The following is a 14,240-nucleotide window of genomic DNA, read 5'->3' on the forward strand; positions in this document are numbered from 1 at the left end:
ATATCACTGCATCTTAGACCTTTGGCGGCGTGCTTCAAGCGGCACGCACGCTCCAAAAAAAACCGGGACCATCAAGGTCCCGGTCTCGCTTGCCACATTGCCGATCAGCGCTTGCGCGGTGGCGGCAAATCGGTGCAGACACCTTCGTACGCTTCGGCTGCCATGCCGATCGACTCGCCCAGCGTCGGGTGCGGGTGGATCGTCTTGCCGATATCCACGCCGTCGGCGCCCATCTCGATCGCCAGCGCGATCTCGCCGATCATGTCGCCGGCATGCGTGCCGACGATGGTGCCGCCGATGATGCGGTGCGTTTCAGCGTCGAACAGCAGCTTGGTGAAGCCCTCGTCGCGGCCATTGGCCACGGCGCGCCCGCTGGCGTTCCACGGGAAGTGGCCCTTCTCGACCTTGATGCCCTGTTGCTTGGCTTCGTCTTCGGTCAGGCCGACCCACGCTACTTCAGGATCGGTGTAGGCCACCGATGGAATGACCTTGGCGTCGAAGTGCGTCTTCTTCTCGAAGGCCGCCTCGGCCGCCACGTGCGCTTCGTGCACCGCCTTGTGCGCCAGCATCGGCTGGCCCACCAGGTCGCCGATGGCGAAGATATGCGGCACGTTGGTGCGCATCTGGCTGTCCACGGCGATGAAGCCGCGGTCGCTCACCGTCACGCCGGCCTTGTCGGCAGCAACCTTCTTGCCGTTCGGGCTGCGGCCCACGGCCACCAGGACCAGGTCGTACAGCTGCGGTTCCGGTGCAGCTGTACCCGCTTCGGCTGATTCGAACGTGACCTTGATTCCTTCCGGCAGCGCTTCCACGCCAACGGTTTTCGTCTTGAGCATGATGTTGTCGAAGCGGTGCGCGTTGTACTTCTGCCAGACCTTGACGGCCTCGCGGTCCGCGCCCTGCATCAGGCCATCCATCATCTCGACCACGTCGATGCGCGCACCGAGCGTCGAATACACGGTTGCCATTTCCAGGCCGATGATGCCGCCACCGATGACGAGCATCTTCTTCGGCACCTGGCGCAGTTCCAGCGCGCCCGTCGAATCGACGATGCGCGGGTCTTCCGGCACGAACGGCAGCTTGACCACCGACGAACCGGCCGCGATCACGGCCTTCTTGAAAGCGATGACCTTCTTGCCGCCATCGGCTGCCGTGACTTCGATGTGGTTCGGGCTCAGGAATGCGCCCACGCCCTGCACCGTGTTGACCTTGCGCGCCTTGGCCATGAAGGCCAGGCCGCCGGTCATCTTCTTGATCACGCCATCCTTGTAGCCGCGCAGCTTGTCGATGTCGACTTCTGGCTTGGCAAACGCCACGCCCAGGTCGGCCATATGCGCCGTTTCATCCATGACGGAGGCCACGTGCAGCAGTGCCTTCGACGGGATGCAGCCCACGTTCAGGCACACGCCGCCCAGCGTTGCATACTTCTCGACCAGCACGGTGTTCATGCCCAGGTCGGCCGCGCGGAACGCAGCGGAGTAGCCGCCGGGACCGGCGCCCAGCACCATCATGTCGCACTCGATGTCGACCTGGCCGCTGTAGCTCGACGGAGCCGGCGCTGGCGCTGCACCCAACTGGGCTGCTGGCGCCGGATGGGCCGGTGCGTACGAATCCGTTGGGCCCGTGGCCGCCGTTGGTGCGACGGCTTGCGCGCCGATCTGCGCGGCTGGCTTGGCGTCGGCAGGCTTGGACTCGGCCGGCTTGGCCTCGGCCGGCTTGGCGTCGGCGGCAGGGCTGGCTGCGCCCTCTTCCACCGTCAGCAGCAGCGTGCCTTCGTTGATCTTGTCGCCGACCTTGACGGTGATCGACTGCACCACGCCCGCGTGCGTCGACGGGATTTCCATGCTGGCCTTGTCCGATTCCACGGTGACCAGGGACTGGTCGACCTTGATCGTGTCGCCGGCCTTGACCATCAACTCGATGACTTCGACGTCCTTGAAGTCACCGATATTCGGGACTTTCACTTCAACAGTGCTCATCAGTGCGCTCCAATCACAGAAGGGTCTTGCGCAGGTCCGCCAGCACTTCGCCCAGATAGGCGGAGAAGCGTGCGGCGCCGGCGCCGTCGATCACGCGGTGATCGTACGACAGCGACATCGGCAGCATCAGGCGCGGCTGGAAGGTCGAACCGTCCCACACCGGCTTCATCGCCGACTTGGACAGGCCCAAAATTGCCAGCTCCGGTGCGTTGATGATCGGCGTGAACGCGGTACCACCAATGCCGCCCAGCGACGAGATGGTGAACGTTGCGCCTTGCATCGCGGTCGGCGGCAGCTTGCCGTCGCGCGCCTGTGCCGACAGTTCGCCCATTTCGGTGGCGATCTGCGAGATGGTCTTCTTGTCCGCATCTTTCACGACAGGGACCACCAGGCCGTTCGGCGTGTCGGCCGCAAAGCCGATGTTGTAGTACTGCTTCGTGATCAGGGCTGCGCCATCGCCCGACAGCGACGCATTAAATTGCGGGAACTTCTTCAGCGCGGCGACGCTTGCCTTGATGACGAAGGCCAGCATGGTCAGCTTGACGGCAGACTTCTGCTTGGCCAGCGACGCGTTGGTATCGACGCGGAACTGCTCCAGGTCGGTCACGTCGGCTTCGTCGAAGTGCGTCACGTGCGGGATCATGACCCAGTTGCGATGCAGGTTCGGACCCGAGATCTTCTTGATGCGCGACAGCGGCACCGTTTCGGTCGGACCGAATTTCGAGAAGTCCAGCGATGGCCAGGCCAGCAGGTCCAGACCGACGCCACTGCCACCGGCTTTTGCCGGCGCTGCAGCAGGCGGCGCTGCCATCACGCCCTTGACGAAGTTCTGCACGTCCTGCTGGGTGATGCGGCCTTTCGGACCGCTGCCCGGCACACGGCCCAGGTCGACGCCCAGTTCGCGCGCGAACTTGCGGATCGATGGCGAGGCGTGGGCTTTCGAGCCGGTCACGCCTGGTGCGGCTGGTGCCGGTGCGGCGGCTGGTGCAGGCGCAGCGGCTGGTGCCGGTGCAGGTGCAGCAGCAGGTGCCGGTGCAGCGGCGGCTGGTGCGGCTGCAGGTGCGGCAGCCGGCGCGCCACCGGTCGCTTCCACGACCAGCACGAGCGAATCCTTGGCGACCTTGTCGCCAACCTTGACCTTGATTTCCTTGACCACGCCGGCATGGCTCGACGGGATTTCCATGCTGGCCTTGTCCGATTCGACGGTCAGCAGCGACTGGTCGACCTTGATCGTGTCGCCCACCTTGACCATCAGTTCGATGACTTCGACTTCCTTGAAATCGCCGATATCCGGCACGGTCACATCGACCAGGCCACCGGATGCAGCGGGTGCTGCGGCTGGCGCTTCGGCGGCAGCAGGCGCAGGGGCAGCCGGTGCAGCAGCAGGTACAGCTTCGGCAGCCGGGGCAGCAGCTGATGCAGCAGCCGGTGCGTCAGCCGCGCCGCCCGCTTCTTCGAGCAGCAGCACGAGCGAGCCTTCTGCAACCTTGTCGCCGACGTTGATCTTGATTTCCTTGACCACGCCGGCGTGGCTCGACGGGATCTCCATGCTGGCCTTGTCCGACTCGACGGTCACCAGGGACTGGTCCACCTTGATGGTGTCGCCCGGCTTGACCATCAGCTCGATCACTTCCACTTCCTTGAAGTCGCCGATATCAGGGACTTTGACTTCCACAATGCTCATAGTGTTAGCTCCAATTGTTATGTGAGTTAGCCTCGACCCGCCACCCCGAACAGCGCAGGGCGGCGGACGTGAGCATTACTGGGTCACCGGATTCGGCTTGTTCTGGTCGATGCCGTACTTGGCGATCGCCTGCGACACGATGGCGCGGTCGATCTTGCCTTCGTCGGCCAGTGCGCGCAGCGAAGCCACCGTGATGTAGTAGCGGTTCACTTCGAAGAACTCGCGCAGCTTGACGCGCGAATCCGAGCGGCCGAAGCCGTCCGTGCCCAGCACTTTATAGGTGCGGTCCTTCGGCATGAAGCCGCGGATCTGTTCGGCGAACATGCGCATGTAGTCGGTCGTCGCGACGATCGGGCCGCTGGTGGCGCCCAGCATCTCGGTCACGTACGGCACGCGCTGCGGCAGTTCCGGATTGACCATGTTCCAGCGTTCGCAATCGTTGCCGTCACGTGCCAGCAGCGTCAGCGACGGCGCCGACCACACGTCTGCATCGACGTTCCAGTCGTTCTTGAGCAGTTCGGCCGCAAACATCGACTCGCGCAGGATGGTGCCGCAACCGATCAGCTGGACGCGCTGGGCGTTGTCCTTGCCGCCTTCCTGCAGCAGGTACAGGCCCTTGAGAATGCCGGCTTCCTGACCAGGCTTGAGGCCCGGTTGCGGGTAGTTCTCGTTCATGATGGTGATGTAGTAGAACACGTCTTCCTGTTCTTCCACCATGCGGCGCAGACCGTCCTGGATGATGACCGCGACTTCGTGACCGAAGGTCGGATCGTACGGCAGGCAGTTCGGCACGGTCGCAGCGATGATGTGGCTATGGCCGTCTTCGTGCTGCAGGCCTTCGCCATTGAGCGTCGTGCGGCCGGCAGTGCCGCCCATCAGGAAGCCGCGCGCACGGATGTCGCCGGCCAGCCAGACCAGGTCGCCCACGCGCTGCATGCCGAACATCGAGTAGAACGTGTAGAACGGGATCATCGTGCGGTTGTTCGACGAGTACGACGTCGCTGCAGCGATCCACGAGCTCATGCCACCCGCTTCGTTGATACCCTCTTGCAGGATCTGGCCTGCCTTGTCTTCGCGGTAGTACATCACCTGGTCGCGGTCGACCGGCTCGTACAACTGACCCTGCTGGTTGAAGATACCGATCTGGCGGAACAGGCCTTCCATGCCGAAGGTACGCGATTCGTCGACCAGGATCGGCACGATGCGCTGGCCGATGCTTTCGTCTTTCAACAGGCTCGTGATCACGCGCACATACGCCTGGGTCGACGAGATTTCGCGGCCTTCCGGGGTTGGCTCGAGCACGCCCTTGAACGACGCCAGTGCCGGCACCGTCAGCTTTTCGTCCGACTTTTCACGGCGCTGTGGCAGGTAGCCGCCCAGCGCTTTGCGGCGCTCGTGCAGGTACACCATTTCGGGCGCATCGTCGGCCGGCTTGAAGAACGGGATGTCGGCCAGCTGGTCGTCAGGGATCGCGATGTTGAAGCGGTCGCGCATGTCGCGGATCGCCTGGTCATCGAGCTTCTTGGTCTGGTGCGCCGTGTTGCGCGCCTCGCCCGACTTGCCCATGCCGAAGCCCTTGACGGTTTTCACCAGCAGGACGGTTGGCGTGCCCTTGTTTTCTTGCGCGTTCTTGAACGCGGCGTAGATCTTGTGCGGATCGTGGCCACCGCGGGTCAGACGCCAGATGTCGTCGTCGCTCATCTTCGACACCATCTCGAGCAGCGCCGGATCCTTGCCGAAGAAGTGCTTGCGCACGTAGGCGCCGTCCTTGGCCTTGTAGTTCTGGTATTCGCCGTCGACCGATTCCATCATCACGCGCTGCAGGATGCCGTCCTTGTCCTGGGCCAGCAGCGGATCCCACTGCGAGCCCCAGATGACCTTGACGACGTTCCAGCCGGCGCCGCGGAAGTCGGCTTCGAGTTCCTGGATGATCTTGCCGTTGCCGCGCACCGGACCGTCCAGGCGCTGCAGGTTGCAGTTAACGACCATGACCAGGTTGTCCAGCTGCTCGCGCGCGGCCATGCCGATCGCGCCCATCGATTCCGGCTCGTCCATCTCGCCGTCGCCGCAGAAGACCCAGACCTTGCGGTTGTCGGTCTTGGCGATGCCGCGTGCATGCAGGTACTTCAGGAAGCGCGCCTGGTAGATCGCCATCAGCGGGCCCAGGCCCATCGACACGGTCGGGAACTGCCAGAAGTCCGGCATCAGTTTCGGGTGCGGGTACGACGACAGGCCCTTGCCGTCGACTTCGCGGCGGAAGTTCAGCAGCTGTTCTTCGGTCAGGCGGCCTTCGAGGAAGGCGCGCGCGTAGATGCCTGGGGACGAGTGGCCCTGGATGTACAGCAGGTCGCCGCCGTGGTCTTCGGTCGGGGCGTGCCAGAAGTGGTTGAAGCCCGTGCCCAGCATATTGGCGAGCGAGGCGAACGACGAGATGTGGCCACCGAGGTCGCCGTCGGCGCGGTTGGCCTTGACCACCATCGCCATCGCGTTCCAGCGCATCCACGAGCGCAGGCGCTCTTCGTATTCGAGGTTGCCGGGCGAGTTCTGGTTCAGGTGCGCGGGAATCGTGTTGACGTACGCGGTGTTGCTCGAGAACGGGACGTGCGCGCCGCGACGGCGCGCCAGGTCCACCAGGCGCTCCATCAGGTAATGGGCGCGTTCCGTTCCTTCATGTTCGATCACCGCCTCCAGCGCATCGAGCCATTCCTTGGTCTCGATTGCATCCGGATCGTTGGCGGTTTGCGAGGTCAACTGGTCGAGTTGAGCTGCCATGTCATGCGTCTCCTAGTGTGGTACGCCCCATCCGATCCCTGCGCAGGCTGGCGGCGGTTGATGAAATTCGAACTATCTTTTAGCTAAACCATCAGATTCTAACAGTGGACTTCCCCATTTTCAAACTATGATATTCGATTTCATAATGTGAAAACCTATGCTGCGACCGCACAATTTGTATAGGGAAATGTTGAACTTCCTGCCACCAATCATCGTATACCGAAGCGTCTGAAACACGGCAGAAAAGGGGATTTTCGGCCATCCGGAACGGTCGACAGCGAACGGCAACACAGGTGCGGGCCGTATAATTCTGTTTTTGCCCAGGACGAGCCTCCCACCATGCCAGCCCAACACATCGACGGAATCCTTCTTTCCCAACAACTGCGCACCAACATCGCCGCGCGCACCGCCAAGCTCACCGCAGCCGGCAAGCAGCCCGGCCTGGCCGTGATCCTGGTCGGGGAAGATCCCGCCAGCCAGGTCTATGTGCGCAACAAGGTCAAGGCCTGCGGCGACGTGGGTTTCCACTCGGTGCTCGAAAAATACGACGCCGACCTGAGCGAAGCCGCCCTCCTTGATCGCATTGCAGCATTGAACACTGACCCGGCCATCCACGGCATCCTCGTGCAAATGCCGCTGCCGAAGCACATCGACCCGAACAAGGTCATCGAAGCGATTTCGACAGCCAAGGACGTCGACGGCTACTCGGTGCTGTCGGCCGGTGAACTGATGACGGGCCTGGAAGGCTTCCGTCCATGCACCCCGTACGGCTGCATGAAGCTGATCGAAACCACGGGTGTCGACCTGCGCGGCAAGCACGCCGTTGTTATCGGCCGCAGCAACACCGTCGGCAAACCAATGGCCATGCTGCTCTTGCAAGCCAATGCCACCGTGACCATATGCCATAGCGCGACCGCGGATCTGGGCTACCACACCCGCCAGGCCGATGTCGTGGTGGCCGCTGTCGGCCGCCGCAATACCCTGACCGCCGATATGGTCAAGCCGGGCGCGATCGTGATTGACGTGGGCATGAACCGCGACGACGCGGGCAAGCTGTGTGGCGACGTGGATTTTGCCGGCGTGCGTGAAGTGGCCGGCCACATCACCCCGGTGCCGGGCGGTGTGGGCCCCATGACGATCACGATGCTGCTGCAAAACACGGTGGAATCGGCGGAACGCGAACTGAAGAACCAACGCTAACGATCTGGAAGGACTATTGATGACGAACGAAACGAGCAATCCCCTCCTCGACTTTTCCGACTTGCCGCGCTTTGACGCGATCAAGCCCGAACACGTCACGTCCGCCATCGACAGTCTGATCGCCGAGGCGAACGCCGTCATGGCGCAGCTCGAGGCGCCGCTGGATGAGGTTACCTGGGCCACGCTGGCCCCGCTCGACGACGTCGGCGAGCGACTGGGCCGCGCCTGGGGCGTGGTCGGCCACCTGAACCACGTGGTCGACACGCCCGAACTGCGCGCCACCTACAACGAGAACCAGCCGAAGGTCGTCGAGTTTTCGACCGCCCTGAGCCAGAACGAGGCACTGTTCACCAAATACAAGCAGCTGCGCGAAAGCGCCGGTTTCGAGGCGCTGAGCGATACCCGCAAGCGCATCGTCGAAAACGCGCTGCGCGACTTCCGCCTGGGCGGCGCCGAGCTGGCCGCCGACAAGAAAGAACGCTTCGCCGAGATCCAGGAACAGCAGTCGCAACTATCGACGCGTTTCTCTGAAAACGTGCTCGATGCCACCAACGACTACAAGCTCGTGGTCGACAGCGAAGCCGAACTGGCCGGCCTGCCGGACGACGTGAAGGCCGCTGCGAAAGCCGCCGCCGAACGCGATGGCAAGACCGGCTGGCTGTTCACGCTGCACTTCCCGTCGTACTTCCCGATCCTGCAGTTCAGTACCAACCGCGCGCTGCGCGAAACGATCTACCGCGCCACCGCGACCAAGGCGTCCGACGCCGGTATCATGTTTACCGACGTCGCGAAGTGGGACAACTCGTCGAACATCGTCAAGTTGCTGCAATTGCGCAATGAAGAAGCGAAGATGCTCGACTACGGCAGCTTCGCCGATGTCTCGCTGGTGGCCAAGATGGCGCAAAGCCCGCAGCACGTGATCGAATTCCTCGAAGACCTGGCGCGCCGCGCCCGCCCGTATGCCGAGAAAGACCTGGCCGAACTGCGCGCCTTTGCCCGCGACGAGCTGGCAATCGACGACCTGCAATCGTGGGACGTGGCCTTCGCATCCGAAAAGCTGCGCGAGCAGCGTTACGCGTTCTCGGCCCAGGAAGTGAAGGAATACTTCCCCGAGCCGAAAGTGGTTGCCGGCCTGTTCGGCGTGATCCAGGAGCTGTTCGGCGTGACCGTGCGCCCGGACGACGCACCGACCTGGCACCCGGACGTGCGTTTCTTCCGCATCGAGCGCGATGGTCAGCTGGTCGGCCAGTTCTACCTCGACCTGTATGCGCGCGCCGGCAAGGCGCAGGGCGCATGGATGAACGATGCGCGCGGGCGCCGCCTGCTCCACGGCGGCACCGTGCAGACGCCGGTGGCTTACCTGGTCTGCAATTTCACGCCACCGGCGATGAAAGACGGCGTGCTGCAGCCGTCGCTGTTCACGCACGACGAAGTGACCACGCTGTTCCACGAATTCGGCCACGGCCTGCACCACATGCTGACCGAAGTCGAAGAGCTGTCGGTCTCGGGTATCTCGGGCGTCGAATGGGATGCGGTGGAACTGCCGTCGCAGTTCATGGAAAACTTCTGCTGGGAGTGGGACAAGCTGCAGCAGATGACGGCGCACGTGAAAACTGGCGAGCCGCTGCCGCGCGCGCTGTTCGACAAGATGACGGCCGCGAAGAACTTCCAGTCCGGGATGCAGACGCTGCGCCAGGTCGAGTTCTCGCTGATCGACATGCACCTGCACTACGACTTCGATGCGCACAACGGGCAAGTCCAGGCGCTGATCGACGATGTGCGCCGCAACTTCGCGGTCATCACGCCGCCGTCGTTCAACCGCTTCCTGCATTCGTTCAGCCACATCTTCGCGGGTGGCTACGCGGCCGGTTACTACAGCTACAAGTGGGCCGAGGTGCTGTCGGCCGACGCTTATGCTGCATTCGAAGAAGCGGTCGAAGGTGGCGGGGCCGATCTGTTCGAAACGGGCCGGCGCTTCCAGCGCGAGATTCTGGCGGTGGGCGGTTCGCGGCCGGCGCTCGATTCATTCAAAGCCTTCCGCGGCCGCGAGCCATCGATCGATGCCTTGCTGCGCCATAGTGGCATGAATGCCTGATTAATTGGATTGACCCTGTCGGGAGCGCCAGCGCACTTCCGATTTTCCATAAGCGCCCATGACCCGCATCGACTTTCATACCAATATCCCGGATAAGCTGGCCTATGCCTGCCGCCTTGCGCGCAAGGCATATGGCGCGCGCGCCAAAATCGTCGTGCTGGCCGATAGCCCCGAACAGGCCGACGCCTTGAATGCCGCCATGTGGACCGTGTCGGATACTGATTTTATTCCGCATGTGATGGCAGGCGATGCGTTGGCGCCGCAAACGCCGATCGTGATTACCGATAATGAAGACAGCGAACTGCCACACCACGATATGCTCGTGAACCTGACCCGCCGCCGGCCACGCAATTTCACGCAATTCGCGCGTGTGTTTGAAATTATCTCGATCGATGAAGAAGATGCTGCCGAAGGCCGCAAACGCTATATCGCGTATAAAAAAGAATCCTATCCCCTGACCCACTTCGTCGCAGGACAGTCATGAGCCACGATCCCGCTTTCGATGCCAGTATTCCTGTGTTGACCGAGGTCGTCGTGGAACCAGACACCCCGATCGTACCGGACGTACCGGTAACGCAGCCTGCGCCAGTGATAGAAGCCGCACCGCAGGATTCGCCAGAGATGCTGGAACGGCGCGCCGTCGACCACTGGAGTGGCGAGCAATGGAGCGTGATGGAGCGCCGCGTCACCGAGCGCATCCTGCAGCAATTGCAGGGCCGGATCGATTTCGTGCTCGAACAGCGCCTGCGCGATGGCATCGCCGATGCCGTCGACAAAGCAATGACCAATCTCTCAGCCGATATTCGCAGCAGTCTCGGCGATACCCTGAACGAGGTCGTGACGCGCGCAGTTTCACAGGAAATCGCGCACATCAGAATGCTGGACAAATAAACCCGCACCAGCGGCCATTCTGTCTTCCATTTGATTCGAAATTAACCCCGCGCACGATTGTCATTCCAAATTGGCGATTCAATAGTAAAATCGCTGCGCGGCCCTTCGAAACGAATCGAATCACCTAATCAAGGAAGAAACAAAATGGCAAACATCAATCTGTCGGGTTATAACCTCGCCGAACTGAAAGGTCTTCAATTCGATATCGAAAAGGAGATCAAAAACCGCCAGCAGCAAGACGTAAAGAAAGCGCGTGAGCAAATTCTCGAGATCGCCCAGAATATGGGTATCTCGGTCGAGGAACTGCTGGCCAAGGGCGGCAGTACCAAAGCCAAGAAGACCGGCGGCGCCAAAGTCAATCCGCAATATCACAACCCGGCTGACAATACCCAGACCTGGACCGGCCGCGGCCGTCAACCAAAATGGGTTGTCGAAGCACTGGGCAAGGGCAAGTCGCTGGACGATCTGCGCATCTAAGCCTCGCAGTAATACGCAAGACCTGCACGCCGCCGCGACCTTCGTCCGGCGGCGTTCGCATTTCTGCCTGCCCCATCCATTTACGTGTTTCGGCTAAGATTGCAACTTCAGCAATCAGCCGGTCGTCGTCGTGAAACGCACTCCCCTCATCGCAGCACTCGCCGGCGCCGCCATCCTGGCCGTCGGCACCGTCTTCTGGTTCACTGACCGGGTCGAACCCCACAGCGGTGCCACCCCGGTACTGACCGCCCCGGTCGCCAAAACGCAGCCATTCTGGCCCGCCCGCGTGCACCTGCTGGCCGGCGACGGCCAGGACGGCGCGCTCGATGGCGCAGCGCCCGCCAGCCGCTTCAGCGATCCGTATGGCGTGGCGATTGGCCCGCGCGGCGCGATCTATGTCGCCGACGGGGGCGAGGCCAACCGCATCCGCGTTGTCCAACCCGATGGCGCGGTCTCGACGCTGGCCGGCGGCAAGGAAGGCTTTGTCGATGGCCTGGGCACGGCCGCCGCGTTCAACACGCCATCCGCCATCGCGCTCGACCACCTGGGCAACCTGTACGTAGCCGACACGGGCAACCACGCGATCCGCCGCATCGCGCCGGGTGGCGCCGTGACGACACTGGCCGGCAACGGCAGTCCCGGCTATGTCGATGGCATCGGCCGTGCCGCCCAGTTCAACGGCCCGGTCGGCATCGCGGTGGACGACGCCGGCATCGTCTACGTGGCCGACACCTACAACGACCTTATCCGCCGCATCGCCCCGGATGGCACGGTGACCACGCTGGCCGGCACCGGCAAGCCAAACCTGTTCGACGGCCCCGGCCCGGCCGCGGCGTTCGACACCCCGAGCGCACTGGCCGTCGACCATGACGGCAACCTGTACATCGCCGACACCGGCAACAACGCAGTGCGCCGCCTGCGCCCCGACGGCACGGTCGACACGCTCGCGCTGCCGCCCGAGGCCGAGCGCCGCCCCGCGCTGCGCCGCCCGGTGGGCCTGGCCGTCACGCGCGACGGCTACCTGTACATCGTCGCCAGTGCCGGCGGACGCATCCTGCAGATGACGCCAACCGGTGAATTCCGCCCGCTGGAGGATACCGACCACCCGCTCGAGCCGAACGGTTTCGGCAGCGACGGCACCGTGCAGCTCAACGGCCCGCGCGGCATCGCGGTTGCGCGCGACGGCAGCCTGGTGGTGGCTGACGCCAACGCCCATCGCCTGCACCGACTCGCGCCGCCGCGCGCAGGCGAAGCCGCGCCCGTGCTGGCGCGCCCGCCGCTGCAACGGCGCACGGCACCGATGCCCTGGCCGCTCGGCCCGCAGAACACCGTCCATGAAGTCGTGGGCGTGATGGGCGAAGTACGCGGCACGTATGGCGGCGACAGCCGCGACCATTTCCATGCGGGCCTGGACGTACGCGGCGACGTCGGCGCAACGGTGCTGGCGATCCTGCCGGCCAAGGTAACCGATCCATATGCCAACTGGGGTTTCAACAACCTTGGCGAAGGCATGAGCGTCGGACCGCTGTCGTACATCCACATGCGCGTGGGCCGCGACCCGCAAGGGCGCGCGCTCGATCCGCGCTTCCAGATCCAGCGCGAAGAAACCGCCAATGGCAAACCCAATGGCAAGGCCGTGCGCGTGCGGGTGCCGCGCGGCACGCGCTTTGCCGTCGGCGACAAGCTCGGCACGCTCAATGCACTGTCGCACGTGCACCTCGATTACTACCAGGGCGGCTCGCTCGTCAATGCGCTCACACTGCCGTTCATCGGCTTCGTCGACACGGTAACGCCGACGATCTCGCGCATCGCGCTGTACGACACTGCCGGCAAGCGCATCACGGCGAAGAAGGGCCAGCCCCTGCGCCTGGAGCGCACACTGGGCGAGCTCCAGATCGTCGTGAATGCCTATGACCAGGTGGATGGCAACCTGGCGCGCCGCAAGCTGGGGCTGTACAAGCTGGGCTACCAGGTGCTGCGCGCCGACGGCACGCCAGTGCCCGGCTTCGAGCAGCCCGTCATCACGCAGGTCTACGACCGCCTGCCGCGCAACCCTGACGCCGTAAAAGCGGCCTATGCGCCGACCAGCGGCATCACGGTCTACGGCAGCGCGTCGACCCAGTTCGACTATGCGCTGAACAACCGCCTGCACGATGGCAGGATCGAGACGGGCAGCTGGCGCATCGCCGACCTGGCGCCGGGCGAGTACCTGCTGCGCATCCATGCCGCTGACTATGCGGGCCAGGTGGCGCAGAACGGGCGCGACCTGGCGTTCGTGATCGAGTAGCGCACACTGATCGCACAGCTGACGTCATGCGCGCCACATAATCTAGACCTTGATATCTACTTTATATAGACATCAAGGTCTAGAGGCTTTACGCTGGCCTTGCCACGGGAATGTTCCCGCTACGACAAGGATCATCATGCTCAAGATGTTTGCCACCGCATTGGCTGTCGCCGCCGTGCTGCACGCTGCGCCTGCACGCGCCGCCGACCTGCCCGCCTACCCCTTCATCCACGTGACTGCCGCTGCCGACCTGCACGTGATGCCGGACACCGGCGAGATCGACTTCGAGATCGTCACCACCGACGCCGACCTGGAGGCAGCATGGAAGCTGGTCCACGAGCGCCTGACAGCGAGCCGCGCGCTGCTGGCCGAACAGGGTGTGAAGGTCGAGGACATCTCGGTGCAGGACGTGCTGCGCCGCCCGCTCAAGGAGGGCGAGCGGGTGACGGCGATCGAAACCCGCGCCGCCGTGCACGCGACGGTGCGCGACCTGAACGGGTGGACGGCGCTGATCCAGAACCTGATGGGCCTGCCCAATGTCGAAGCGCTGGCCGTGGCGTTCAGCCGCAGCGACGCCGACAAGATCGAGGCGGAACTCGTCAGCCAGGCGCTGGGTGCAGCGCGCGTAAAGGCGCAGAACATCGCGCGCGGCATCGGCGCCAAACTGGGGCCGGCGGGTGGCGTGGCGCTCGCGCCGTTGAAGAACCTGTCCAACGCGATGGGACTGGCCAGCGATGCGCCGCGCTACCCGTCGGTGTCGTCGCCAGGCGATCCGCAGCTGGTGGGCGTGCAGAAATTCGTGCAGGGTGTGGACGTGATTTACCGGATCGCCAGGTAAGCTGCCCCGCCTTGCCG

10 protein-coding genes are annotated in these 14,240 nt (G+C 63.6%); 7 read left to right on the forward strand and 3 right to left on the reverse strand.

The features are described 5' to 3' along the window. Positions 1–104 precede the first annotated feature (104 nt). The 3 genes from lpdA to aceE all read right to left on the reverse strand — a co-directional run bounded on the left by lpdA (position 105) and on the right by aceE (position 6,435). Complete coding sequence (gene lpdA / locus AC56LY_RS15450) at positions 105–1,979, reverse strand: dihydrolipoyl dehydrogenase (RefSeq protein WP_499580903.1); 1,875 nt, start codon at positions 1,977–1,979, stop codon at positions 105–107. A gap of 13 nt (positions 1,980–1,992) precedes the next feature. Beyond that, positions 1,993–3,663 carry a dihydrolipoyllysine-residue acetyltransferase gene (gene aceF / locus AC56LY_RS15455; protein ID WP_499580905.1) on the reverse strand — a complete coding sequence of 557 codons (1,671 nt, stop codon included), beginning with the start codon at positions 3,661–3,663 and terminating at the stop codon, positions 1,993–1,995. 75 nt (positions 3,664–3,738) lie between these two features. Continuing rightward, positions 3,739–6,435, reverse strand: a complete 2,697-nt coding sequence (aceE, locus tag AC56LY_RS15460) for a pyruvate dehydrogenase (acetyl-transferring), homodimeric type (protein WP_499580907.1) — start codon at positions 6,433–6,435, stop codon at positions 3,739–3,741. 339 nt (positions 6,436–6,774) lie between these two features. Between aceE and folD the strand changes: the two genes are divergently transcribed. The 7 genes from folD to AC56LY_RS15495 all read left to right on the forward strand — a co-directional run bounded on the left by folD (position 6,775) and on the right by AC56LY_RS15495 (position 14,223). After that, positions 6,775–7,635, forward strand: a complete 861-nt coding sequence (gene folD, locus AC56LY_RS15465) for a bifunctional methylenetetrahydrofolate dehydrogenase/methenyltetrahydrofolate cyclohydrolase FolD (RefSeq protein WP_499580909.1) — start codon at positions 6,775–6,777, stop codon at positions 7,633–7,635. A gap of 19 nt (positions 7,636–7,654) precedes the next feature. Next, complete coding sequence (locus tag AC56LY_RS15470) at positions 7,655–9,730, forward strand: M3 family metallopeptidase (RefSeq protein ID WP_499580911.1); 2,076 nt, start codon at positions 7,655–7,657, stop codon at positions 9,728–9,730. A 58-nt stretch (positions 9,731–9,788) separates the two neighbouring features. Next, positions 9,789–10,214, forward strand: a complete 426-nt coding sequence (locus tag AC56LY_RS15475; RefSeq protein WP_499580913.1) for a DNA polymerase III subunit chi — start codon at positions 9,789–9,791, stop codon at positions 10,212–10,214. After that, positions 10,211–10,621 carry a DUF2486 family protein gene (locus AC56LY_RS15480; RefSeq protein WP_499580915.1) on the forward strand — a complete coding sequence of 137 codons (411 nt, stop codon included), beginning with the start codon at positions 10,211–10,213 and terminating at the stop codon, positions 10,619–10,621. The genes AC56LY_RS15475 and AC56LY_RS15480 overlap by 4 nt, the downstream gene beginning before the upstream one ends. A 144-nt stretch (positions 10,622–10,765) precedes the next feature. Further along, positions 10,766–11,098, forward strand: a complete 333-nt coding sequence (locus AC56LY_RS15485) for an H-NS histone family protein (RefSeq protein WP_499580917.1) — start codon at positions 10,766–10,768, stop codon at positions 11,096–11,098. A 130-nt stretch (positions 11,099–11,228) separates the two neighbouring features. Further along, positions 11,229–13,385, forward strand: coding sequence for an NHL repeat-containing protein (locus tag AC56LY_RS15490; RefSeq protein WP_499580919.1), 2,157 nt, complete (start codon positions 11,229–11,231; stop codon positions 13,383–13,385). Positions 13,386–13,521: 136 nt separating this feature from the next. Next, entirely contained in the window at positions 13,522–14,223 is a 702-nt protein-coding gene (locus AC56LY_RS15495; protein ID WP_499580921.1) for an SIMPL domain-containing protein, read from the forward strand. Positions 14,224–14,240 lie beyond the last annotated feature (17 nt).

The organism is Telluria sp. ZT3P25 (assembly GCF_059685895.1).

Excerpts from the sequence above, each read along its gene's own strand:
- lpdA (WP_499580903.1), bottom strand. The coding sequence starts at position 1,979 with ATGAGCACTGTTGAAGTGAAAGTCCCGAATATCGGTGACTTCAAGGAC.
- aceF (WP_499580905.1), bottom strand. The coding sequence starts at position 3,663 with ATGAGCATTGTGGAAGTCAAAGTCCCTGATATCGGCGACTTCAAGGAA.
- aceE (WP_499580907.1), bottom strand. The coding sequence starts at position 6,435 with ATGGCAGCTCAACTCGACCAGTTGACCTCGCAAACCGCCAACGATCCG.
- folD (WP_499580909.1), top strand. The coding sequence starts at position 6,775 with ATGCCAGCCCAACACATCGACGGAATCCTTCTTTCCCAACAACTGCGC.
- AC56LY_RS15470 (WP_499580911.1), top strand. The coding sequence starts at position 7,655 with ATGACGAACGAAACGAGCAATCCCCTCCTCGACTTTTCCGACTTGCCG.
- AC56LY_RS15475 (WP_499580913.1), top strand. The coding sequence starts at position 9,789 with ATGACCCGCATCGACTTTCATACCAATATCCCGGATAAGCTGGCCTAT.
- AC56LY_RS15480 (WP_499580915.1), top strand. The coding sequence starts at position 10,211 with ATGAGCCACGATCCCGCTTTCGATGCCAGTATTCCTGTGTTGACCGAG.
- AC56LY_RS15485 (WP_499580917.1), top strand. The coding sequence starts at position 10,766 with ATGGCAAACATCAATCTGTCGGGTTATAACCTCGCCGAACTGAAAGGT.
- AC56LY_RS15495 (WP_499580921.1), top strand. The coding sequence starts at position 13,522 with ATGCTCAAGATGTTTGCCACCGCATTGGCTGTCGCCGCCGTGCTGCAC.